The organism is Agrobacterium tumefaciens, assembly GCF_009649785.1.
Lineage (GTDB): Bacteria > Pseudomonadota > Alphaproteobacteria > Rhizobiales > Rhizobiaceae > Agrobacterium > Agrobacterium tumefaciens.
In genome coordinates this window covers 167,353-191,917 of the sequence record NZ_WJOK01000004.1, presented here as the reverse complement: position 1 = coordinate 191,917, position 24,565 = coordinate 167,353, and the positions used below count along the sequence as shown (strand labels likewise).

22 protein-coding genes are annotated in these 24,565 nt (G+C 58.6%); 21 read left to right on the top strand and 1 reads right to left on the bottom strand.

Annotation, left to right across the window (positions count from 1 at the left end):
* Positions 1-257: 257 nt before the first annotated feature.
* The 11 genes from GH784_RS06145 to chrA all read left to right on the top strand — a co-directional run bounded on the left by GH784_RS06145 (position 258) and on the right by chrA (position 11,089).
* The gene (locus GH784_RS06145) at positions 258-1,343 is read left to right on the top strand and encodes an ABC transporter ATP-binding protein (RefSeq protein ID WP_019566430.1); all 1,086 of its coding nucleotides are present in this window, start codon (positions 258-260) and stop codon (positions 1,341-1,343) included.
* A 29-nt stretch (positions 1,344-1,372) separates the two neighbouring features.
* A complete protein-coding gene (locus GH784_RS06140; protein WP_003517786.1) occupies positions 1,373-2,662 on the top strand; it encodes an ABC transporter substrate-binding protein in 1,290 nt (429 codons plus the stop codon).
* A 75-nt stretch (positions 2,663-2,737) separates the two neighbouring features.
* The gene (locus GH784_RS06135; RefSeq protein WP_019566429.1) at positions 2,738-3,649 is read left to right on the top strand and encodes an ABC transporter permease; all 912 of its coding nucleotides are present in this window, start codon (positions 2,738-2,740) and stop codon (positions 3,647-3,649) included.
* 3 nt (positions 3,650-3,652) lie between these two features.
* Positions 3,653-4,468, top strand: coding sequence for an ABC transporter permease (locus GH784_RS06130; protein WP_003517782.1), 816 nt, complete (start codon positions 3,653-3,655; stop codon positions 4,466-4,468).
* 14 nt (positions 4,469-4,482) lie between these two features.
* Complete coding sequence (locus GH784_RS06125; protein WP_038493729.1) at positions 4,483-5,241, top strand: aspartate/glutamate racemase family protein; 759 nt, start codon at positions 4,483-4,485, stop codon at positions 5,239-5,241.
* A gap of 198 nt (positions 5,242-5,439) precedes the next feature.
* Positions 5,440-5,985, top strand: coding sequence for an RNA polymerase sigma factor (locus tag GH784_RS06120; protein ID WP_019566427.1), 546 nt, complete (start codon positions 5,440-5,442; stop codon positions 5,983-5,985).
* A gap of 20 nt (positions 5,986-6,005) precedes the next feature.
* A complete protein-coding gene (locus GH784_RS06115) occupies positions 6,006-6,419 on the top strand; it encodes a hypothetical protein (RefSeq protein ID WP_246670449.1) in 414 nt (137 codons plus the stop codon).
* On the top strand, positions 6,416-6,865 hold the full coding sequence (locus GH784_RS06110) for a periplasmic heavy metal sensor (RefSeq protein WP_003517770.1): 450 nt from the start codon (positions 6,416-6,418) through the stop codon (positions 6,863-6,865). The genes GH784_RS06115 and GH784_RS06110 overlap by 4 nt, the downstream gene beginning before the upstream one ends.
* A gap of 43 nt (positions 6,866-6,908) precedes the next feature.
* Entirely contained in the window at positions 6,909-8,459 is a 1,551-nt protein-coding gene (locus tag GH784_RS06105; protein WP_111828447.1) for a DUF1800 domain-containing protein, read from the top strand.
* A gap of 2 nt (positions 8,460-8,461) precedes the next feature.
* Positions 8,462-9,688, top strand: a complete 1,227-nt coding sequence (locus tag GH784_RS06100; protein ID WP_025595996.1) for a DUF1501 domain-containing protein — start codon at positions 8,462-8,464, stop codon at positions 9,686-9,688.
* 171 nt (positions 9,689-9,859) lie between these two features.
* The gene (gene chrA / locus GH784_RS06095) at positions 9,860-11,089 is read left to right on the top strand and encodes a chromate efflux transporter (protein WP_323131467.1); all 1,230 of its coding nucleotides are present in this window, start codon (positions 9,860-9,862) and stop codon (positions 11,087-11,089) included.
* On the opposite strand, the gene GH784_RS06090 is transcribed toward chrA, so the two are convergent.
* On the bottom strand, positions 11,084-11,974 hold the full coding sequence (locus GH784_RS06090) for a LysR substrate-binding domain-containing protein (RefSeq protein ID WP_111828445.1): 891 nt from the start codon (positions 11,972-11,974) through the stop codon (positions 11,084-11,086). The genes chrA and GH784_RS06090 overlap by 6 nt on opposite strands.
* A 133-nt stretch (positions 11,975-12,107) precedes the next feature.
* Between GH784_RS06090 and ampC the strand changes: the two genes are divergently transcribed.
* The 10 genes from ampC (at position 12,108) to GH784_RS06040 (ending at position 24,549) form a co-directional block, all read left to right on the top strand.
* On the top strand, positions 12,108-13,265 hold the full coding sequence (ampC, locus tag GH784_RS06085) for a class C beta-lactamase (RefSeq protein ID WP_111828444.1): 1,158 nt from the start codon (positions 12,108-12,110) through the stop codon (positions 13,263-13,265).
* A gap of 191 nt (positions 13,266-13,456) precedes the next feature.
* The gene (locus GH784_RS06080) at positions 13,457-14,269 is read left to right on the top strand and encodes a FadR/GntR family transcriptional regulator (protein WP_111828443.1); all 813 of its coding nucleotides are present in this window, start codon (positions 13,457-13,459) and stop codon (positions 14,267-14,269) included.
* Between the two features lie 78 nt (positions 14,270-14,347).
* The gene (locus tag GH784_RS06075; RefSeq protein WP_019566419.1) at positions 14,348-15,856 is read left to right on the top strand and encodes an ABC transporter substrate-binding protein; all 1,509 of its coding nucleotides are present in this window, start codon (positions 14,348-14,350) and stop codon (positions 15,854-15,856) included.
* A 67-nt stretch (positions 15,857-15,923) separates the two neighbouring features.
* Positions 15,924-16,871, top strand: coding sequence for an ABC transporter permease (locus GH784_RS06070; protein WP_003499573.1), 948 nt, complete (start codon positions 15,924-15,926; stop codon positions 16,869-16,871).
* Positions 16,872-16,882: 11 nt separating this feature from the next.
* On the top strand, positions 16,883-17,755 hold the full coding sequence (locus GH784_RS06065) for an ABC transporter permease (RefSeq protein WP_013761355.1): 873 nt from the start codon (positions 16,883-16,885) through the stop codon (positions 17,753-17,755).
* Between the two features lie 22 nt (positions 17,756-17,777).
* A complete protein-coding gene (locus tag GH784_RS06060) occupies positions 17,778-19,562 on the top strand; it encodes a gamma-glutamyltransferase family protein (RefSeq protein WP_025596001.1) in 1,785 nt (594 codons plus the stop codon).
* Positions 19,563-19,566: 4 nt separating this feature from the next.
* Positions 19,567-21,378 carry an ABC transporter ATP-binding protein gene (locus tag GH784_RS06055; protein WP_025596002.1) on the top strand — a complete coding sequence of 604 codons (1,812 nt, stop codon included), beginning with the start codon at positions 19,567-19,569 and terminating at the stop codon, positions 21,376-21,378.
* A gap of 240 nt (positions 21,379-21,618) precedes the next feature.
* Entirely contained in the window at positions 21,619-23,073 is a 1,455-nt protein-coding gene (locus tag GH784_RS06050) for a sensor histidine kinase (protein ID WP_025596003.1), read from the top strand.
* Positions 23,070-23,507, top strand: coding sequence for a response regulator (locus GH784_RS06045; protein ID WP_003517744.1), 438 nt, complete (start codon positions 23,070-23,072; stop codon positions 23,505-23,507). Before GH784_RS06050 ends, GH784_RS06045 begins: the two co-directional genes overlap by 4 nt.
* A 4-nt stretch (positions 23,508-23,511) precedes the next feature.
* On the top strand, positions 23,512-24,549 hold the full coding sequence (locus GH784_RS06040; RefSeq protein WP_025596004.1) for a sensor histidine kinase: 1,038 nt from the start codon (positions 23,512-23,514) through the stop codon (positions 24,547-24,549).
* The last annotated feature ends 16 nt before the right edge of the window (positions 24,550-24,565 follow it).

Genomic DNA, 24,565 nt, shown 5'->3' with positions numbered 1-24,565 from the left:
TTGTGTTTGCCGGGAAAATGTCCGCCATTCCAGTGGTGTCAGCCAGTTCGTTTCGATGGCACTCTTTTCCCGATTTCATGTTTCGCTGTCGGTCGCTCAGATCGCATACAATTTCCGCACCAAATCGAAAACAATCGATGTAAATTTGAGCAGGCCGGTGACGGGACCGGTGGGCACATCGAAATTCCCTTTTTATATCAATGGCAAAGCCGATTGGCACGGCTCCTGCATGACAAAGACGTCGCAGGAGAGTGTTCATGAGCAAAGCCGCAGCAATCGACATCGCTTCCGTTTCCAAGATTTATGGCAACACCACCGCGGTGCATGCCATAAGCCTCAAGATACCGGCAGGAAGTTACTGCTGCCTGCTTGGTCCTTCGGGCTGCGGCAAGACCTCGACACTGCGAATGATCGCCGGCCACGAAAGCATTTCAAGCGGCGATGTCAGGCTTGGTAATGTGGTCGTCACCGATCTGCCGCCCGCCAAACGCGGCACGGCAATGATGTTCCAGTCCTATGCGCTGTTTCCTCATCTCGATCTCGTCGACAACGTTGCCTTCAGCCTCAAGATGAAGGGGGTGGACAAGGAAGCGCGCCGCGCCAAGGCGCTGGAGATGCTGCGGCTGATGCAGCTCGAACCCTATGCCACCCGGCGCCCGGCCCAGCTTTCCGGCGGGCAGCAGCAGCGCGTGGCGTTGGCTCGCGCGCTTATCACCGACCCCGAGGCGTTGCTGCTGGATGAGCCGCTTTCGGCACTCGATCCTTTCCTCAAGATCCGTATGCGGGCCGAGCTGAAGAAGCTGCAAACCTCGCTCGGCATCACCTTTGTTCACGTCACACACAGTCAGGAAGAGGCAATGGCGCTGGCCGACGTCATCGTCGTCATGAATGACGGCCGCATCGAGCAGGCAGCGACACCGCGCGAGTTGTTTGAGCGCCCGGCCACCGCTTTCGTCGCCCGCTTCATGGGCGATCACAATGTCATTTCCGGCCGGTTCAAGGAAAAGAACGGCGATCTCGTCACGCTGGAGGTTGCAGGCGGCGGCACCTTCACGGCGGGCGGCGTTGCCCCGGATGACGGCGCGGTCGATATCGCCGTTCGTACCGACCGTGTGCGCGTCGGCGAGGCGGATCAACCCGGTTTCGGTTTTACCGGCATCGTCTCGAATGTCGAATATCGCGGTGCAAGCGTGAAGATCGCCGTGACCGGCGCGGGCATTGAGGATTTCAACGCCATCCTCAGCGACGTCGCCTTCTTCGAAAAGCCGGTAAAGACCGGCGACGCCATACCGCTTTCATGGAATGCGGCCGATGCCATCGTGCTCGGCCGGGTAGAGAAGTGACCCCAAAAATAACCAGAGGAGAACTTTAAATGACCGACAACTCCAACAGCAACAAGGGCCTGTCCCGCCGCGGCCTTCTAAAGGCAGGTGCCGCGGCAACAGGCGCGGCCATCGGCTCCGGCCTTGTCACCGGTTTCCCGACCATATGGGCGCAGAACCCGATCACGATCCGCCAGTTCGGCACGGGTGTTTCGAACCTCAATGCGATTGCCGAAAAGTGCAAGGCTGATCTCGGTATCACGCTGGAGATGACGGCGACGGATTCGGATGCGGCCGCGCAGCGCGCCGTGACCCAGCCGAACTCCTACGATATCGCCGACATCGAATACTGGATCCTGAAGAAGGTCTACCCGGCGGGTGTCATTCAGCCGATGGAAATCAAGAAGCTGAAATATTACGACAAGATCGTTCCGCTGTTCAAAAACGGCAAGCTGACGCCCGATAGCGTCGTGGCCCAGGGTACCGCCCCGCACACGGTCGGTTTCGTCGAAAAGCCCGGCGACAAGAAGTTTGCGAAAAGCGAAACCGATTATTTCACCATGGTTCCGACCATCTACAATGCCGATACGCTCGGCATTCGCCCCGATCTCGTCGGCCGCGATATCACCAGCTGGGCCGATATCATGGACCCCAAGTTCAAGGGCAAGGCCTCTATCCTCAACATCCCCTCCATCGGCATCATGGATGCGGCGATGATCATGGAAGCCATGGGCAACATCAAATATGCCGACAAGGGCAACATGACGAAGGAGGAGATCGACAAGACCATCGACTTCCTCATCAAGGCCAAGAAGGACGGCCAGTTCCGTGCCTTCTGGAAGAGCTTCGATGAAAGCGTCAACCTCATGGCGTCGGGTGAAGTCGTGATCCAGTCCATGTGGTCGCCCGCCGTCGCCGCCGTTCGCTCCAAGGGCATCGCCTGCAAATACCAGCCGCTCAAGGAAGGTTATCGCTCGTGGGGCGGCGGCCTTGGCCTTGCCAAGCACCTCTCCGGTGCCAAGCTGGATGCGGCTTACGAGTATATCAACTGGTACACGTCCGGCTGGGTCGGCGCCTACCTCAATCGTCAGGGCTATTACTCCGCCGCCATGGATACGGCCAAGGAACATATGTCGGCCGACGAGTGGGGTTACTGGGTCGAAGGCAAGCCCGCGCAGGGCGATATCATCGCGCCTGATGGCAAGGTCATGGAAAAGGCCGGTGCAGTGCGCGACGGCGGTTCGTTCCAGGAGCGCATGGGCAAGGTCGCCTGCTGGAACTCCGTCATGGACGAGGACCGCTACATGGTTCGTCGCTGGAACGAGTTCATCGCGGCCTGATCTTCTCACCTTTCGCAGACATGAGGCCGCGCCGACGCGGCCTCTCTTTCACAGGCAGCCAGCAGGAGAAAAGCCTTGGTGACAGTCAGATTCATCGGCGTGAGCGAAAAAAAGGACAAGCCGTCCCGCAGCTTCGCCCTGCCGCAGAAGCTTGTGTCCTATATTCAGGCCACACCGCTTTTCCTGATCCTCGGCTTTTTCCTGCTTTTACCGATCGTCATGATCGCCGTCGTCAGTTTCTGGGATTATGATTTTGCCCAGATGTATCCGGGTTTCGTGACCTTCAACTATACCGAGACGCTTGGTTCCTGGGTCACGTGGCAAACATATATCAACACGCTGAAATTCGCCGCCATCGTCTGGGCGATCACGCTGTTCTGCGGTTTCTGGGTCGCTTATTTCCTCGCTTTTCATATCCGCACCACCACCATGCAGATGGTTCTGTTCCTCGTCTGCACCGTGCCTTTCCTGACGTCGAACATCATCCGCATGATTTCCTGGATTCCCGTTCTCGGGCGCAACGGTCTGGTCAACAGCGCGCTGGTCAGCGCCGGCATCGTACCTGCGCCAATCGAATGGCTGCTCTATTCGGATTTTGCCGTGGTGCTGGCCATGGTGCATCTTTATACGCTTTTCATGGTCACACCCATCTTCAACACGCTGATGCGCATCGACAAATCGCTGATCGAAGCGGCGCGCGATGCCGGGGCCACTGGCTGGCAGACCCTCTGGAACGTTATCATTCCGCTTGCCAAACCTGGCATGGCGATCGGCAGCATCTTTGTCGTGACGCTTGTCATGGCCGATTTCTCCACGGTTCAGGTGATGTCCGGCGGGCAGAGCGCGTCGGTGGCACTGATGATGAAGAACCAGATGTCGCTGCTGCAATATCCCGCGGCGGCCGCAAATGCCGTCATCCTGCTCATCCTCGTTCTTCTGATGGTCGCGGGCATCCTGCGCATCGTCGATATCCGCAAGGAGCTGTGACCCATGCATTCGGAAAAACGCGGCCGTGAATTCTATGTCCTCGCCTTCTTTTTTCTGCTCTTCGTGCTGTTCCTCTACGGCCCGCTGTCGGCAATCCTCATCCTGGCCTTTCAGGGGCCGAATGGCGGACTGACCTTTCCACTCAACGGTGTTTCGCTGCACTGGTTCGGCAATCTTTTCGAACAGCAGGCGGTCGGCGATTTTGGCGGCTCGTTCCGCCGTTCCTTCGGGCTTGGCGTCATGGTCATGGTCGTCACGGTGCTCGTCTCGCTTTTGGCGGGTCTCGCTTTCCGGCGCAAATTCATCGGCGCGACGCCGCTATTCTATCTTTCCGTCGCAAGCCTCGTGGTGCCATCGATCATCATATCACTCGGTATCGGCGTTCTTTTCCAACAACTTGGGCTGGAACCTTCATGGTATACATCAGCATTTGGCGCGCATCTGACCTGGACGCTGCCATTCGGCGTGCTCATCATGTTGGCGGTTTTCAACCGTTTTTCTCCATCCTATGAAGAAGCCGCCCGCGATCTCGGGGCATCCGCCTGGCAGACGTTTGCCCATGTGGTGCTGCCGATGATTGCACCGAGCCTGATAGGCGTCGGCCTGTTCGGCTTTACGCTTTCCTATGACGAATTTGCCCGTACGCTGATGACGTCAGGCACCTACAACACCCTGCCGCTGGAAATCTACGGCATGACCACCAACGTCACGACGCCAGTGCTTTACGCGCTCGGAGCCGTCACTACCCTTTTCTCCTTCCTGGTTATTGCGGCCACGCTTGGCCTGATCGTTACTCTGAACCGTCGCCATTCGCGTTGATGAAAAAACAGAACATGCGCATCCTCGTCATTAATCCGAATACGACGCAATCCATGACAGCGACGATCGCCGACGCGGCGACGCGGGCGGCCAGTTGCGATACGGAAATCCTGGCAGTGACCTCTTCCATGGGGCCTGTCTCCATCGAAGGATATTACGATGAGGTTTTCGCGGTACCCGGCCTGCTGCTCGAGCTTGCCAAGGCGCCGACGCTTGGTGCCAGAGCAGCCGTCATCGCCTGTTTCGACGACACCGGGCTCGATGCGGCCCGCGCGCTCGCCGACATACCCGTAATTGGGATTTGCGAAGCGGCGGTTTCAGCCACGGCATTCATCGCGCAGAGGTTTACGATCGTTACGACGATGGAGCGTTCGCGGCTGCCGCTCGAACATCTCGTTCACCGTTACGGCATGTCTGCCCGCTGCAATGTGCGTGCCGCCGATATTCCCGTCCTGTCGCTGGAAGATCCGGCATCAAATGCCAGGGAGAGGCTGCGGGAGGAGATTTCACTGGCCCTGCGTCAAGATCGCGCCGAAGCGATCGTGCTTGGCTGCGCCGGTATGGCGGATCTCACCGCCGAGCTGCGCAGCGAATTCGGCGTGCCTGTTATCGATGGCGTCGCTGCGGCGGTGAAACAGGCGGAATCGCTGGTATCGATGGGGCTTTCGACCGCCAAGCGCGGCGCCTATGCCACGCCACTCGCCAAGCCCTATCGCGGATTGCTTGAAGCGTTCGGGCCGGACAGGCTTGCCGGGGTATCTGTGGACGGTTGAAACAGCCGTTCCAATGTGTTCGTGCGGTGCCGCGGTCTGCCGTAAAATGCACGCGAATATTTCCCAGAAATCGGCGACGGATTTTGCGCGGGTCTGCGTTAAAGTGGCAAGGTGCGGGACATCCTCACTGAAGCCGCCGTCATTCCGCATGGATTTCGCCCGTGTCCGACAGGACAATACGGAGACAAAGCCCGATACATGGTAAGCGATCCGGATGCAGATTTGGTGGCGGATGTCGCTGCGGGAGATGTCCGCGCGATGCAGGCTCTGGTGACGGCCAAACTGCCGAGGATCATGGCGCTTGCCACGCGTATGCTGGGTGATCCGGCAGAGGCGGAAGACATCGCGCAGGAGACCTTCCTGCGCATATGGAAACATGCAGGCACGTGGCGGCAGGGGCGTGCGAAATTCGACACATGGATCCACCGGGTGGCGCTGAACCTCTGTTACGACCGGTTGCGAAAGCGCCGGGAAATATCGGTTGCTGAGCCGCCCGAACAGATTGACGGCAGTGTGCTGCCCGATGCCGCCCTGCCATATGATGGTGACGAGAGCGGTGCCGTGGCGCGCGCCTTGCAGGCCATACCCGCGCGACAAAGGGAGGCGATCGTTCTGGTCTATTATCAGGAGATGTCGAACCGCGAGGCGGCTGATGTCATGCATGTCAGTGTGGACGCACTGGAAAGCCTTCTGGCGCGTGGCCGCCGGGCACTCCATGCGATTTTGAATGAGGGCGACCAATGAACGGGGCGAAGAAGACGCTTATGGATAACAAGGTTTTTTCCGATCTTGTGGCGGCCTATGGTGCCGATCCACAACGCTGGCCGGAAGACCGGCGGCCGGAGGCCATGGCTTATGCGGAGACGGCAGACGGCAGGCGCCTGATTGCGCAGGCGGCACCTCTCGATTTTACGCTGTCGGCATATCGTCTTCACGACCCTTCGGCCATGCTCAACGCGAAGATCATGGCGCAGGCAAAGGCGCAGACCACCAGACGCAGATGGATCGTCCGGTACGGGCTGGGTGCGGGCATGATCGGCATCAGCCTTGCGGGTGCGCTGACGGGAGCGGTTGCCGTCATCAACCTCACGCCACCGCCCGCCCTGACATTGGGCGATACGTTGACCGCGTTCGGAAACCTGCAAACCGAAAACGAAATGACCGAGGAGACGAAATGAGCGATCAGAATTTCCGCTGGATAGTCGTTGTCCTTCTCGTCGCGAATACGTTTCTTGTCTGCGCGCTTGCCGGCGCAGGGTTCGTTTATCTGCGGAACGACCCGGCCGCTGCCGCTGCCCGCATGCCGCTTGCGGGCGAACAATTGCCAAAGACCGAAAGGGAGGCCTTCCGGCGCAGCCTTAGCGATGCACGCAGGACCATGCGGGAAACCTCCGCCGAGGCGCGCCAGGCGCGTATCGAGGCGGCGTCCCTGATGGGGGCAGAAACGCTTGACCCGGAGGCATTGTCCGCAGCGCTTGAGCGTGCCCGCAAGGCGGAATATGAGGTCCGCGCCGCAACCGAGATGCAGGCCGTGGAGTTCGCCCGCACATTGTCGCTAGAGGCGCGGCGCCGGTTGGCGGAAGGCTTGCTCGCCCGTGAGGCGCCGAAACCGGCCACGAAATAATCACATTTCAACAGCGACGGATTTTGGCCCTGGCGCCCGTTGAATGGTCGATAACGAAACGGAGTTCGTATCGGCCATGTCAAATTCCAGGGAATTGGATGCAGCACTCTGTCTGTGGCGTTTCGGCCTCGGCGCGCGTGAAGGCGATATCCAGGCGATCAAAGACGACCCGCGCGATCTGTTGCGGCTGGAAATTACCGAACGCGCCACACCAATTCCTGTCGGCGCACAGCTTCATTCCAGCGCCGATCTTCTGATATCGCTGAAGGCGTATAACAAGGAGATCAAGGCCGAGCGTGAAAAACCTGCTGTCCTCACAGTCGCGGCCACCACCGGCGCCGCAGGTGCGACCGCAGGGGCCATGAGCCCACCATCGCCGGCAATGGCAACTGCCGCAAACGCTATGGACAATGCGGGCATGGTGCCGCCTGCCAGTGCTTCACAGGACAAGAAGCAGGACGTGCCGGCCACCAAGCGCCCCTATTTTCCCCAGCAGATACTGCTTGCGGAGGCGGACGCCCGCTTCAACGGCACGATACGCCAGCCGCTGATCGGTTTTGGCGAGCGGTTGGCAATGTTCTGGGCCAACCACTTCGCGGTTGCCACCGGCAAGGGCGGTGATGTGCACATTCTCGCCGGCGCTTTCGAGCGTGAGGCGATCCGTCCGCATGTCTTCGGCAATTTCGAGGATATGCTGGTCGCAGTCGAGACCCATCCCGCCATGCTGTATTTTCTCGACAATCAGCAATCGATCGGACCGAATTCGCAGGCCAACAGGAATGGCAAGCGCGGGCTCAACGAAAACCTCGCGCGCGAAATCATGGAACTGCACACGCTCGGGGTGGATGGCGGCTATAGTCAGGCCGATGTTACAGCACTTGCCCGCATCATCACCGGCTGGAGCGTCTATCGCGACGAGAAGCGTCCGGGCCCGCTTGGCCGATTTTCCTTCAACGCCAACAACCATGAACCCGGCGACCATGCCGTGATGGGCATCACCTATGGTGAAGCGGGGGTAGAGCAGGGGCGGCGGGCGCTGCGAGATCTCGCGCATCATCCGGCGACGGCCAGCCATCTCGCTTACAAGCTGGTACGGCATTTCGTTAGCGACCATCCACCACCGGAACTGGTGGCGAAACTTGCTGCCGCCTACACCAAGAGCCACGGCGATCTTTCTGCCACCTATATGGCACTGATCGAGGCTGAACAGTCTTGGAGCCCGGCGCTGACCAAGCTCAGACCCCCGTTAGATTTCGTGACGACCGTCATCAGGGCGAGTGGAATAGTGCCAAAACCCGAGCAGGTAATTTCCGTGCTCAACGCGTTGGGACAGCCGCTGTGGAACCCCTCCGGACCGAACGGTTTTGCCGATGTCACCGATAGCTGGGGTTCTTCCGAGGGGCTGGCGACGCGTATCGATGCCGCCAGTCTGTTCGCCCATCAGGTTGCGGGTTCAATCGATCCGCGCGACTTCGTCGCAGACCGGCTGGGGCCACTTTTGTCCGAGGAGACGAAAAAGGCCGTGCAGCGGGCTGAGAGCAAACCGCAGGGACTGACGATTGCTTTCCTTTCCCCCGAATTCCAGAGGCGTTGACCATGCTGTGTGAACATCTTTCCCCAACCCGCCGCGCTCTTCTTGGCACAGGCGGCGCGCTTTTTGCCTGGGCCTTCATGCCGCGTTTTGCTTTTGCTGCCGGCGGGCGCGACCCACGTTTCGTCACCATCATCCTGCGCGGCGCGCTCGACGGGCTGACCGCCGTGCCGCCCGTCGGCGACCCCGACTATGAGGCGCTAAGGCAACAGATCGCCATGCGCACTGAAGGCGACAATCCAGCCCTCGCGCTGGATGGTTTCTTTGCGCTCCATCCATCCCTTCGCAATTTCCAGCGGCTGTACCGGAAGGGCGAGGCAGCGGTGGTCCACGCCAGCGCCACCGGTTATCGTGACCGTTCGCATTTTGATGGCCAGGATGTGCTGGAATCTGGTTTTCCGACCCCCGGCCATGTCGAGACGGGTTGGCTGAACCGTCTGCTCGAACAGTTGCCGGCGGGTGAAACCATCAATCCAGCTGCGGCCGGGCAGCGGGTGAGCGGCCTTGCCATTGGCGCCAGCGCTCCGCTTGTCATTCGCGGCAAGGCACCGATATTGGGATGGGCGCCATCCGTTCTCAAACCCGCCGATGGCGATCTCGCTCCGCGCCTTGCCGATCTCTACGGCCAGACGGACCCGATGCTGGCGGCATTGCTTGCCGAGGGCATCGAAACCGGCAGGATCGCCTCCGGCGTCGATATCAAGGCGCGCGGTGGTCCGGGTGATCCTGTTGGCATGGAGCAGATGGCGCGGGGTGCAGCACGGCTGATTGCGCACCCGGAAGGGCCGCGCGTTGCGGCGCTGGCTTTCGAGGGTTGGGACACCCATGCCCATGAGGTCGACCGCCTTTCAAAATTGTTGAGCGGGCTGGACAATGCGCTTGCCGCCTTCGAGCAGGAGCTGGGGCCGGTCTGGAAGGATACGGCAATATTGGTCGCGACGGAATTTGGCCGTACCGCCCGTATCAACGGTACGGAAGGAACTGACCACGGAACGGCAACAACGGCCTTTCTCGCCGGCGGCAGCATCCGTGGCGGGCGTGTCATCGCCGATTGGCCCGGCCTCAAGCTCGCGCAGTTGCGGGATGGGCGGGACCTTGCGCCCACGACGGATATTCGCGCGATCATCAAGGGTCTCGCGGTCGATCATCTCGGCGCAAGCGCTGCCATGCTCGACAAGGCGGTCTTTCCCGGTTCGGAGGCCATCCGGCCCATGAAGGGACTGATCGTCTGAGGCTCGAAATGACGTAAAAACGAAGATATGGAGCGCGTCGAACGATCCCGGCCATTCCGGATGCGCTCCCGCCTCTTCATATCCCTGTCATAATAGTGTCTGATATCGATATCGTTTTTGATACGGACATTGTGTAGACGAACAGCCGTTGCACGCTCAGGGAGCTTTTTCGTGAAATCGTCAACGCAAACCATCCGCACTGAAGCGGCCACCCCTCGAAGCGGCACGCCCGGCGAAGTTTTTACGGCGTTCCTGAAGCTCGGGGTCACCTCCTTCGGCGGTCCCATCGCCCATCTCGGTTATTTTCGCGATGAGCTGGTTGTGCGGCGCAAATGGATCGACGAGGCGGGTTATGCCGATCTCGTGGCGCTCTGCCAGTTCTTGCCGGGGCCGGCCTCCAGCCAGGTCGGTTTTGCACTTGGGTTGCTGCGGGCAGGGCCGCTCGGTGCGCTGGCGGCCTGGACGGCCTTCACCCTGCCGTCCGCCATTCTTCTCTTGCTATTCGCCATGGTTGCGGCGTCCATAGAAGGACCTGTCGGCAACGGCCTGTTGCATGGCCTCAAGATCGTTGCGGTCGCCGTGGTGGCGCAGGCTGTCTGGGGCATGGCAAAGAGCCTTGCCCCAGATAGACAGCGTGCCAGCATCGCGCTCGTCGGCATCATCTGCGTCGTGTTTGTCGCGGGGGCTTTTGGCCAGATTCTGGCGCTTGCCGTGGGCGCCATTGCGGGGCTTGTCTTCTGTCGCACTGATACCGTGCAGGAGGCTACTCATCTCGCATTCCGGGTGCCGAAAAGTGTCGGATACATTGCGCTTGCTACTTTCGCGCTCCTGCTGGCCTTCCTGCCGGTCTTCGTGGCGATGGCCGGCTCGCAAGGCCTCTCATTGTTCGATGCGTTCTATCGTGCCGGCGCCCTTGTCTTTGGTGGCGGCCATGTGGTGCTGCCGTTGCTCCAATCGGCAGTGGTTTCCACGGGCTGGGTGACGGAAGATGCGTTTATCGCCGGTTACGGTGCAACCCAGGCCGTTCCCGGCCCGCTGTTCACCTTCGCGGCCTACCTCGGCGCTGTGGTGGGGCCGCACCCGAACGGTATTGCGGGAGCAGGCATTGCGCTTGTCGCGATTTTTTTGCCGGGCATGCTACTGCTCGTCGGTGCGCTGCCCTTCTGGGAGGGCTTTCGCAAGCACCTTCTGGCGCAGGCTGCCATGCGCGGCGCAAATGCCGCCGTCGTTGGCATTCTCGGGGTCGCGCTTTATGATCCGGTGTGGACAAGCGCCATATTCATGCCGAAGGATTTTGCACTTGCGCTGACGGGTTTCATCCTGTTGACGGTGTGGAAGACGCCGCCATGGATCGTGGTGGCCATCTGCGCGATTGGTGGCGTTCTGCTCGCCCTGTCATAGGCCGTCTTGCGCAGGACCTATATTGGTAAACATCCAGTCCGAGAAGGCCTGCATGGCTGGTGTCGGCGGCTTTGATTGCAGCCTCGTCAGCCAGTAGCTGCCAAGCGATATGGTGACGGGGAAGGGCTGGACGATAGTCCCGGATGCCAGATGCCGCGAGAACATCGATGGCGGGGCGAGCGCTACGCCGAGCCCTTGCAATGCGGCCTCCATCATGCCGAGCGAGGTATCGAAAACGATGCCGGCATTCACCTGCGCCACCGGTGTTACGCCAGCCGCTGCAAACCACGTGGCCCATTCGTCAGACCTGTAGCTGCGCAACAGCGTGGTGTCCGCGAGATCAGCGGGGGATTTCAATGTCTCCGCCAGTTTCGGCGTACAGAGAGGCGAAAGGGGCGCCTCGAAAAGCCGGAATGCATCCGTGCCATGCCAGGAGCCCTGGCCGAATCGAATGGCGAAATCCAGGCCTTCGGCGGCCATGTCCACGCGGTTGTTGTTGGTGGAAACGCGCACGTCGATGAACGGGTGCCGCTTTTGAAATTCCCTCAGCCGCGGCAGCAGCCAGCCCACGGCAAAGGTTCCCACGACGCCCAGAAACAGCAGTTCGCGCACCTGACCGGCTTCGATCCTGTCGAGCGTGATCGCCATCTGGTCGAAAGAGCTGGTGACCGTCGGTAGCAGGGCTTCGCCTTCCGCGGTGATTTTCAGGCCTCTTGGAAGCCGTTGAAAAAGGGAAACCCCCAGTCGTTTTTCGAGGCCCTTCACCTGTTGGCTCACAGCCGCCTGCGTCACGCAGAGTTCTATGGCCGCGCGGGTGAAACTGAGGTGCCGCGCTGATGCCTCAAATGCCCTCAAGCCGTTCAGTGGAAGAAATTGCCGAACCATTCAAGACCTAGATTTTGTTATGCCTCGTCCGAGATATCATGATTTGTTCGTGCAATGTAGGGCGGTTAAACGTCTTTCGCTGGGGACGGCGCAGGCGCCGAAAATCCACTTGAGGTTTTGGAGAACGCGAAAGATGAAACTTAATCGCAGACATATTGCATTGGCCACATTGATCTCGACGAGCCTGTTCACGCAGACTTTTGCCGCTGATGATGCCAGGCTGAAAGCGATAACAGATGCAGCGATCAAGCCGGTGATGGAGAAGAACGGTATTCCGGGTCTGGCCGTTGGTATCAGTGTCGATGGCGAAAATCACGTCTTCACCTACGGTGTCATGTCCAAAACTACGGGCCAGCCGGTTACCCCGCATACGCTTTTCGAGCTGGGTTCCATCAGCAAGACATTCACGGTCACGCTCAGTACCTATGCGGAGACGCAGGGCAAACTGTCACTATCAGGCAAGGTCGAAGACTATCTTCCCTCCATGAAGGGCAAACCGTTTGGCGATGTCACGCTGATGCATCTTGGCACCCACACCGCCGGCGGCTTTCCGTTGCAGGTGCCGGACAATGTCAAGACGGAGCCGCAGCTTTTGGCCTATCTCAAGGCCTGGATGCCCGCATACAAGGCGGGAACGCACAGAACCTACGCCAATCCCAGCATCGGAATGCTCGGATACGTCACCGCAAAGGCCATGGGCCAAAGCTATGACAGCGCTATGCAGGACGTACTGTTTCCGGCGCTTGGATTGAAGAACACCTTCACCGTGGTGCCCAAGGCAAAGATGGCCGATTATGCGCAGGGTTATAAGAGAACCGGCGAACCGGCCCGCATGACGCCAGCCATCCTCTCATCGGAGGCTTACGGGGTCAGATCGACGGCGACCGACATGATCCGTTTCGTCAATGCGAATATGGGGCTGGAAAAGCTGGACGGAAAACTCCAGCAGGCGATCGCCAACACTCATACGGGATATTTCAGGGTTGGCGCGATGACGCAGGATATGATCTGGGAGCAATATGCCTACCCAGCCGCGCTGAAAACACTGATCGAAACGAACTCCGGCGCCTTGCTCAAGACGGTGCCGGTATCGGAAATTTCGCCGCCGATGAAGCCGCGTGGCGATGTCTTCATCAACAAGACCGGCTCCACCAACGGTTTCGGCGCCTATGTGGCGTTCATACCGGAGCAAAAACTCGGTATCGTCATTCTGGCCAATAAAAACTATCCCAATGAGGATCGTGTTGCCGTGGCTTACGAGATTTTGAACGGACTCAAAAGCTCCGAATGATGTCAATGCTGGCGTAAACGCGTACAGGACAAGGGTGGCATTTCGGTCGTATTTCATTTGCTCGCCGACATTGTCTTCCTTGCCCTGAAAGCATGCATTTCCGACCCTGAAAATCGGCGTATGCCCATATTTTGAGCGCTTGTAATCAAGGCTCAAAAATGGGCTTGACGTCTGCCGAAATTTCTCACCAAATGAACCAATGTTCGATTGGTTCACGCAAATGGTGCGGCTTGGCGACAAACCCTAACGACAATTCAAACTACGCTCTGGCAAAGCTTCGCGAGTATATTCAGACGAAGAATCTCGCGAATGACGGCCGCCTGCCGACGGAGCGGGCATTTGCCGAGACCTTCAATGTCGGCCGCCGGTCAATCCGCCGTGCTCTGGAGGTTCTGGAGGCCGAGGGTCTTATCTGGCGTCGCCAGGGGGCCGGAACATTTGTGGGTGAAAAGCCGGACGATTGGTCCACCCAGGTGACCGAAATGGTCGCCAGCACCGATATCATGGAAATCATGGAAGTCCGCCTGCGCATCGAACCGCAACTGGCGCAGCTTGCAGCCATGCGCGCCAAGCCCGCCGAGGTGGAGCGCATGCGCGCGCTCGTCAAGAAGACCGGCGAAAGCACGGATGCCGATGCCAAGGAATTGTGGGACGGCTCGCTCCACCGCCAGATAGCCCAGAGTGCTGGCAACAAACTGTTCCTGTCGATCTTCGATGTCGTGAACCGTATTCGCCAGGACGATGCCTGGCAGTCGATACGCGAACTCGCCCGGCGCAGTGGCACGAATGGCAAGGCGTCTTTCGAACAGCATGTCGCCATCGTCGATGCCATTGCCGATCGCGATCCGGCGCGTGCCGGAGAGGCGATGCGCCAGCACCTTCTCATGCATCAGGAACAATTGATCCGCGCCACTTCGCTCGGGTTTCAGGAGGAGAGCGCTGCGGAAGACCGTGCGGCGAAGAGCATCAACGAAGCCGACAATCCGCTTACTCCGGCCTCATAGGCCGCGGACGAAAACCCGCCGGTCCTTCGGGGCTGGCCAATGACAAAAGTCAAAGAAAACCAGACCAGAGGATCGAACATGAAGAAAATCTACACACTGACTGCGGCGCTGTTGGCAAGCGCGTTTCTGACCGCACCAGCCATGTCTTCCGAATTGCGCATCGGCCTCAACGATGACGCGGACGTGCTTGATCCCGCGCAATCGCGCACCTTCGTCGGCCGTATCGTCTACACCTCCATGTGCGACAAGCTGGTGGATATCTCGCAGGACATGAAGATCGTTCCCCAGCTTGCCACCGAATGGGCCTGGTCCGAGGGTGGCAAGGTGCTGACGATGAAAATTCGCGACGGCGTGAAGTTCCACGACGGCGAGACGCTGGATGCGGCCGCCGTCGTTGCCACCATCGAGCGCAACATGACCCTTCCGGAATCTCGCCGCAAGAGCGAGTTGTCCTCGGTTGAAAAGGTTGAGGCCACCGGGCCGCTGGAAGTCAAGTTCACGCTGAAGACGCCCGATGTCACGCTGCTTGCCCAGCTTTCAGATCGCGCCGGCATGATCGTCGCGCCGAAGGCCGCCAAGGAACTGGGCGCGAATTTCGGCTCCAAGCCGGTTTGCGCCGGACCGTTCAAATTCGTCGAGCGCATCCAGCAGGACCGTATCGTCCTCGAAAAATTCGCGGATTATTGGGACAAGGACAAGATCAAGGTCGACAAGATCGTCTACCTGCCAATTCCCGATACCACTGTGAAGCTTGCAAACCTCCGCTCTGGCGATCTCGACATTGCCGAACGTATCTCGGCGTCCGATGCGGAATCCGTCAAGAATGACCCCAAATTGACCTATGCGGACGTGATCGGTCCGGGCTACATGGCCATGTATGTCAACATCAACAACGGCGCGCGCGCTGACAATCCGCTCGGCAAGGACAAGCGCCTGCGTCAGGCCTTCTCCTATGCGATTGACCGCGAAGCGATCGGCCAGATCGTGTTTGAGGGTACGTCCAAGGCCGGCAATCAGTCATTCCCGCCGACAAGCCCCTGGTTCAACCAGAACCTGCCGGTGCCGCCCCGCGACATCGACAAAGCCAAGCAGCTGATGAAGGAGGCTGGCTACGAGAAGCTCGATATCGAACTTCAGCACGCCAACAACACCACGCAGACGCAGATGATGCAGGTGATCCAGTCCATGGTGGCGGAGGCTGGCTTCAACGTGACGCTGAAGGCCACCGAATTTGCGACGCTTCTTTCCGAACAGACCGCCGGCAACTATCAACTCAGCCGTTCCGACTGGTCTGGTCGTATCGATCCCGATGGCAATCTTCACCAGTTCGTCACCTGCAAGGGCGGCATCAACGATGTGAAATATTGTAATCCTGAAGTCGACAAGCTGCTGAACGAAGCACGCGCCTCGACTGAAGATGCGGTCCGCAAGGAGAAATACGATGCGGCAAGCGTCATCCTAAACGACGACATGCCGATCATCTATCTCGGCCATCAGCCCTATGCCTATGCCATCTCCAAGAAGGTCAAGGGCTGGGAGCCTTCGCCTGATGGCATGATCCGCCTTCTCGGCGTCAGCAAGGACTAAGCGCTTCAAATCCGCCGCACGGCTTGCCGTGCGGCCCTCCAGAACGTGCACGAACGGGGGCAATGCCATGCCTGTCTATATCGGCAAGCGACTGCTGGTCGCGATCCCGACGCTTTTGATCATCTCCATCTTCGTCTTCTCGCTGCAGAAACTGTTGCCGGGTGATCCGGTTCTCGCCATGGCGGGTGAGGAGCGTGATCCGGCGACGATTGAATTCCTGCGGGAGAAGTATCGCCTGAACGACCCGGTACCGCTCCAGTACATCAACTGGCTGGGCGGCGTGGTGACCGGCGATTTCGGTATTTCGCTGAGGACCAACCAGCCGGTGCTGGAACTGATCGGCCAGAAGCTGCCGGTCACCATTCAGCTGGCTGTGATGGCGATGTTCTTTGCGATGGTCATCGGTATTCCGATCGGCATTCTGGCCGCCGTCAAGAAAAACACATGGATCGACTACACCGCCAATATCGTGGCGCTTTCCGGCCTGTCGATCCCGAATTTCTGGCTCGGTATCATGCTGATCCTGCTGGTTTCAGTGAAGCTCGGCTGGCTGCCGGCATCCGGATATGAATCGATATTCGTCGACCCCGTTCGCTCCATCGAGACGATGATCATGCCCGCCTTCGTGCTCGGCAATGCGCTTGCGGCAACGTTGATGCGCCACACGCGTTCGGCAATGGTTGCGGTTTTGAGTTCAGACTATATCCGCACCGCCCGCGCCAAGGGGCTTTCGCCGCGCGAGATCATCCTGTCTCACAGTTTTCGCAACGCGCTTCTGCCCGTCATCACGCTGTTGGCACTGCTTTTCGGTGAGTTGCTGGCCGGTGCGGTTCTGACGGAGCAGATATTCACCATTCCCGGCTTCGGCAAGATGACCGTCGATGCGGTCTTCACCCGCGATTACGCCGTCGTCCAGGGCATCGTGCTCTGCACCGCGGTCGGCTTCATCCTCATGAACCTGCTGGCGGACATTGCCTATGTCCTGCTTAACCCTCGCCTCAGGGCGACGATCTGAGGCCTGATATCATGACCGCTCTCGATCAAAACCTGTCCGTACCGGTGCCGCGGCAGGAAAGCCGCGCCTGGAAGAAAATGAAGCGCAACAAATCGGCGCTCGCCGGTCTGATTATCGTGCTTTTCTTCACGGTACTTGCCGTTGCAGCACCGATCCTGCCGATTGCTGACCCTATTGCGACCAGCTGGTCGGCCATCCGCAAGGCGCCGTCCGCCGCCCACTGGCTTGGCACCGACGATCTTGGCCGTGATATCCTTTCGCGCATGATTTATGGCGCGCGCGCCTCGCTGATGGCGGGTGTTGTCTCCGTCATGATTGCGGTGGTCATCGGCGTGCCCTTCGGGTTGATCGCCGGTTATTTCGGTGGCTGGGTGGATATGGTCATCTCGCGCATCACCGAAGCGCTGCTGGCTATGCCGTTCCTCATCATGGCTATTGCCCTTGCGGCCTTCCTTGGCCCGAGCCTTACCAATGCGATGATCGCCATCGGGCTTTCCGCCATGCCGATTTTCGTTCGGTTGACCCGTGGTCAGGTGCTGGCGGTCAAGATGGAAGATTATGTCGAGGGGGCAAGGTCGATTGGCCTCAACCACTTCGACATCATGACACGATACATCCTGCCAAATGTCTTTGCTCCCATCATCGTGCAGGCAACCTTGACGGTTGCGACGGCCATCATTGCGGAAGCGAGCCTTTCCTTCCTCGGCCTTGGCCAGCAGGCACCGGCGCCGTCGTGGGGTTCCATGCTGAACACCGCTAAGAACTTTCTGAGCCAAGCGCCGTGGATGACGATGTGGCCCGGGATTGCAATTTTCCTCGTCGTCATAGGCTTCAATCTCCTGGGCGATGGCCTGCGTGATGCGCTCGATCCGCGCGAAGCATGATTTCTCATAAGGAACTGACTGAATGACCGAATTTACCACACGCCCCGAGATCCTTGGCACATTCGGCGTCGTCACCTCGACGCACTGGATCGCATCGGCCGTGGGCATGGCAATCCTCGAAAAGGGAGGTAACGCCTTCGACGCAGCGGTTGCCGCCGGCTTCGTGCTGCAGATCGTCGAACCGCATCTCTGTGGCCCCGGCGGCGACATGCCTGCCGTCTTTTATTCAAAGAAGAAGGACAAGGTCGAAGTCATCTGCGCGCAGGGGCCTGCTCCGAGTGGCGCTACCATCGAGCACTATACCTCGGAGGGGCTTAAGCTGATCCCCGGCGATGGTCTGCTTGCAACCGTCATTCCCGGAGCCTTCGATGGCTGGATGTTGATGCTGCGCGACTACGGCACGATGAGCGTGCGCGAGGTGCTGGAACCAGCCATCTATTATGCCGAATACGGACATCCGACTCTGCCGCGCGTTTCCGCCACCATCAAGGGGCTGGCGGAATTCTTCGAGAAGGAATGGCCGACATCCTACGAGACCTGGCTGCCGGGTGGTGCCGCACCCGAGCCGCACGCCCTTTTCAGGAATCCTGTACTTGCGGAAACCTACAAGCGGATCGTCACTGAATCCGAAGCGCGTTCGGGTCGCGAAAACCAGATTGAAGCCGCACGCGACGCTTTCTATCGGGGTTTCGTAGCGGAAGCCATCGACACTTACGTCAAGACCGCTGAAGTCATGGATGCAAGCGGCACCAAGCACAAGGGCGTGCTGACGGCGCAGGATATGGCGGACTGGAGCGCGACCATCGAAGCGCCGCAGACGCTTGATTATCATGACTGGACGATTGCAAAGACGCCTGCCTGGGGGCAGGGACCGGTTTTGTTGCAGTCGCTCGCCCTGTTGAAAGGCTTCGATCTTGCGGCCATGGACCCGTCCGGCCCCGATTTCATCCACACCATCGTTGAGGCCATGAAGCTCGCCTTTGCCGACCGTGAGGTCTATTACGGCGATCCTGATTTCGGCCAGATTCCGACGGAATATCTTCTCTCTGAAGGCTACAATGCCGGGCGTCGTAAACTGATCGGCACAGAGGCATCGCTCGATCTGCGTCCCGGCATCGTGCCGGGTTACGAGAAGCAGGTGGACGCCACCATGGCCATGCTCGCCGAAATGAGCGGCAAGGGCACCGTCTACGAGCCCACCATGTCGCATCTTACCGAAAAACGCGGCGATACCGTGCATATCGATGTCATAGACCGCTGGGGCAACATGGTCTCAACCACGCCCTCCGGCGGCTGGCTGCAATCATCGCCAATCGTTCCGGGACTGGGCTTTGCGCTTAATTCCCGCGCCCAGATGTTCTGGTTGAAGGAAGGCCTGCCGACCTCGCTCGCACCTGGAAAACGCCCGCGCACCACGTTGACACCCTCGCTCGCGCTGCATCAGGGACGCCCTTCCATGGTGTTCGGTACTCCGGGCGGCGATCAGCAGGATCAGTGGCAGCTGCCCTTCTTCCTGCGTTATGCGCATCACGGCAAGAACCTGCAGGCGGCCATCGACATGCCGCTGTTCCATACCTCGCATTTTCCGGGCTCGTTTTATCCGCGCACCAGTTCGCCGGGCGAGATCATGGTGGAAAGCACCGTGGGTGATATGACGCTGCAGGAGCTTCGCCGCCGCGGACACAAGGTCACCGTTGCCGATGCGTGGTCGGTGGGGCGCCTGACTGCCGCAAAGCGGGATGCCGATGGCCTGCTGCGGGCCGCCGCAACCCCGCGACTGATGCAGGCCTATGCTGTGGGACGATGACATCATGAATACGACACCTGTTCTCTCCGTTAGAAACCTGACCACTTCTTTTCTCGTCGATGATGCTTGGAAGAGCGTCGTCCGTAACGTCTCCTTCGATGTCGCTCCGGGCGAAACCGTCGCGATTGTCGGTGAGTCCGGTTCGGGAAAGTCCGTCACCTCGCTGTCCATCATGCGCCTGCTTAGCCCCGCTTTCAGCCGGATTGAGGGTGAAGTTTTCTTGAACGGGCGCAATCTTCTGGCGCTTTCCGAGAAGGAAATGCGGGGCGTGCGGGGCAACGACGTCTCGATGATATTTCAGGAGCCTATGACGTCGCTCAATCCCATCTTCACGATCGGCCGCCAGATTTCCGAGGTCCTCATCCGGCACAAGGGCTTTTCGAAGCAGCAGGCAAGGGCGGAGACTGTCCGGCTTCTCGAAAAGGTTCGTATTCCCAACGCGGCCGGTCGCTTTGACGAGTATCCGCATCAGTTTTCCGGTGGCATGCGCCAGCGCGTGATGATCGCAATGGCGCTCGCTTCCCGGCCGAAACTGCTGATCGCCGATGAACCGACGACCGCGCTCGACGTCACCATTCAGGGCCAGATTCTCGATCTGATCAAACTGCTTCAGGAAGAGGAGGGCATGTCGGTCCTCTTCATTACTCATGATATGGGCGTCGTGGCGGAGATCGCCGACCGCACCATTGTGATGTTCCGGGGCGATGAGGTCGAGACCGGACCAACCGGGGATATATTCCAGCGCGGCAAGCATCCCTATACGCGGGCGCTGCTTTCGGCGGTGCCGAAGCTCGGCTCGATGCGCGACCGGCAGTGGCCGACGCGCTTTCCGGTGCTCGACATGAAAACCGGCCTGTCGACCGAGCCGGTAGAAGTGGCCGAAACGGTTGCGAGCGGACAGACACCTGTCCTGTCGGTCAAGAACCTCGTGACGCGGTTTCCCATCCGCTCCGGCCTTTTGGCCCGGCAGACGGGTGCGGTTCACGCGGTCGAAAACGTCTCCTTCGATCTGTTTCAGGGGGAGACGCTTGCACTGGTCGGCGAGTCCGGTTGCGGAAAGTCGACGACCGGCCGCTCGATCATGCGTCTTGTCGAACCGACGGCCGGCGAGGTTTCGCTCGATGGTTACGATGTGATGCGGCTCGATACCGTCGGCCTGCGCAATATGCGTAAGTCCGTACAGATGATCTTTCAGGATCCGTTCTCGTCGCTCAATCCGCGCATGACGGTGGGTACGGCGATTTCCGAACCCTTCATCAAGCACAAACTGGGCACCACGAAGCAGGCGAAGGAAAAGACTGCCGATCTCCTCGAAAAGGTTGGTCTAACCGCCGACATGGCGAGCCGCTATCCTCACGAATTTTCCGGCGGCCAGCGCCAGCGCATCGCGATTGCCCGTGCGCTTGCCCTCGATCCGAAGGTCATTGTTGCCGACGAAAGCGTGTCGGCTCTCGATGTTTCGATCAAGGCGCAGGTCTGCAACCTGCTCCTCGACCTGCAACAGAGCCTCAATCTCGCTTTCCTCTTCATCTCCCACGATATGGCGGTGGTGGAGCGTGTCAGCCATCGCGTCGCGGTGATGTATCTCGGTGAGATTGTGGAGATCGGTCCGCGCGCTGCTGTTTTCGACAATCCGCAACATGCCTACACGAAGAAACTCATGGCGGCAGTGCCGGTACCCGATCCGGCGCGACGCGGAATAAAGCGCGGCATATCCAACGATGAACTGAAAAGCCCGATACGGCCGATGGGATTTCAAACGCCGACGCGAAACTATAAAACCGTTTCCCCGGGCCATCTGGTTCAGGTTGTTTAAGGCAATTCTGGCATTCCGGGTTGAAAAACCGTGAAGTTTCGCACCGCTATCCGCTATTCTGAGCGGAATATTTTTTACAGCCTCGCTCAACGCGCGTCGTCAAAAGTGGTTCCCATATGAATCGAAAATAAAACGTTCGATTCAATGCGCCGCATATTCTAGTTTGCGCGCGAATGAGGTGCATGCCGGGAATTTACAACTGTGATTAGTTTTTCGCCTTTTGCTCAGCGAAGCCTGTTTATGCTCGCTGTAGGTGTTGCAATATTGACCGGAATGGTCGCCACTTCGCTGTGGCTGGTGCAGGTGAACAACCGGTACTCGCAAGAAACAGCCGAGTTGCGCCGTGTGCGGGCTGCCATTCTCGATATCCTGACGTCGATGCAGGACATTGAAACGGGGCAGAGGGGTTATCTGCTGACCAACAACATCGAGTATCTGAGCCCATATCAGGAGGCCTTGAGCCTGTTGCCGCAGAGGCAGTCCAGACTTCTCGAAGTGCTGAAGGACCAGAAGCAATACGAGCAGGATCTGACGGATCTCGGTAATGCCGTCGCCAACAAGCTGGCTGAAACCCAGGAAACCATCGATCTGCAAAAGGCAGGACGCATCACCGAGGCAGTCGAAGTCGTCCGTGAGAATGACGGCAAACGGTTCATGAACGAAATCAGGGCGATCTTGTCGAAGCTGCAATCGCAGACCGACGATCGGCTCCGCATCATCGTCGGAGACCAACTTGGCGCCGCCAATACATTGCAATGGGTAACGCTCGGCGGCACGCTGGCGATCCTGCTTGTTGTCGGCGGTTCAATCTTTCTGGTTTTCACATATATCCGTGCGTTGAACCGGTCTCGGGAAGATGTTGACGAGTTAAATCGCCATCTGGAGGAGCGGGTTGAGGAAAGAACCCGTGATCTTCGCAGCGCCAATCAGGAAATTCAGCGCTTCGCCTATATCGTCACGCACGATTTGCGTGCGCCGCTCGTCAATATCATGGGGTTCCTCTCCGAATTCGATACGTCCCTGAAGCCGGTCACCGCATATGTGCTCGCAGACGGCAAAATGCCTTCCGACGACGTGGTTCGGGATGCCAGACTGGCTGTCGAGGAAGATCTTCCCGAGGCGATCAGTTTCATCCGCTCTTCGACACGCAAGATGGACCAGCTGATCAATGCGATCTTGAAGATATCGCGCGATGGTCAGCGAAAGCTGCAGCCGGAAAAAGTCGACATAGAGACATTACTGTCATCGCTCTCCGAGACGGTTCGTCACCAGATCAATGCCAATGGCGGCGAGATCAGTGTCGAGACATCAAAGCTGACAGTCGTGACGGATCGTATCTCTATCGACCAAATCCTTGGCAATCTTTTCGACAATGCGGTGAAATACCAGATGCCGGGACGACCGCTGCGATTGACTGCCCGTGCTTATCCGTCCGGGCGGGGTGCCATCAGCATCGAAGTCAGCGACAACGGGCGCGGCATTGGCGAGCATGATCTGGAGCGGGTGTTCGAACTCTTTCGCCGCGCCGGTGATCAGGATCAGCCGGGGGAAGGCATCGGCCTTGCCCATGTTCGGTCGCTAATAAGAAGTTTAGGAGGAGACATTAAGGTGAGTTCCGAACTTGGCAAAGGCAGTACATTTACATTGCTGTTGCCGAGCGATCTCAGAAAAGTGACGAAAGAAGGCGAAAAATGAAGGCAACCGGTCAAGAGGTAACGATCATTATGATCGAGGATGACGAAGGTCATGCTCGGCTGATCGAGAAGAACGTACGTCGCGCAGGTGTGAATAACGAGATCATGCCCTTTACGCTCGGTGCAAAGGCACTCGACTACATCCTCGGTGAAAACCGCGATGGCGTTGTCAGCAAAGATCGATATCTTCTCGTTTTGCTCGATCTTAACCTCCCTGATATGTCGGGTATCCGAATTCTCGAGGAGATCAAGAGTAACGAATATACGCGCCGTTTGCCGGTGGTCGTTTTGACGACGACGGATGACGAAACCGAGATTCAGAAATGTTATGACCTTGGTGCAAATGTCTATATAACCAAGCCGGTCGACTACGAAGGCTTTGCGAGTGCGATAAAGAACCTCGGCCTGTTCTTCTCCGTAATTCAAGTACCTTGAAGGCATGATGGCATTGCGCGTTTTGTATGTTGATGATGATCCGGCTCTGGCGCGGCTTTCCAGCCGGATCCTCGGTCGTCACGGAATGGAGGTGGTCCATGCCGCATCCGTGGCGTCCGGGCTCAAGATGTTTCAAGACGAGCAGTTCGATATCGTCGTTCTGGACCATTACTTCCAGACATCGACGGGAATGGAGTTCCTTGCCGCGATTCAGTCCTTGCCGGGGCGGGTTCCCGTTCTTTATGTAACGGGATCGAACGAAGCCCAGATCGCGATCGACGCCCTCAAGGCGGGTGCCGCCGACTACGTCATAAAGAATGTCGGTGACGACTTTTTCCCGCTGTTGCTTACGGCTATCGATCAGTCGCTGGAAAACCATCGTCTGCGTCAGACGAAGGAGGAATCCGACCGGTTGCTGGTGAAGGCCAAGGAACATGCGGAAATGATGGTGAAGGAGATGAACCATCGGGTCGCCAACAGCCTCTCGCTGGTATCCGCCATGATTCGCCTGCAGATAAACACCATCAAGTCTGAGGAAGCCGAAGTCGCCTTGCTGGAAACCCAAAGCAGGATTTCGGCGATCGCCGGCGTTCACCGCAGCCTTTACAATACCGACAATATAGGTCTGGTATCGCTCAATTCGTACCTGACGTCGATCATCGATGGGTTGTTTCAGGCGGTTCCCGGATCTTCGTCCATTACCGTCGAAACATCGCTTTGTGACATCAGCCTCAAGGCAGACCATGCCGTAGCTCTGGGTGTCATCATCACCGAGCTGCTGACCAACGCGCTGAAATACGCTTATCCAGATCAATCCGGCACGGTTCGCGTCGGACTTTCGGAAGAAAATCGGCAATTTGTTCTCGTTGTCGAAGACGATGGTGTCGGTTCAAAGCCCGACGCATCTCCGCGTGGTACTGGCCTCGGAACAAAGCTGATTATGGCAATGGCTCAGAACATTGGTGCTCGTGTCGAGCAAACGCATACGCACCCGGAACAGGCCAAGGGAACGCGTTACACGATGACTTGGAGCGAGACGTAAACGCCGATAGCTTCGG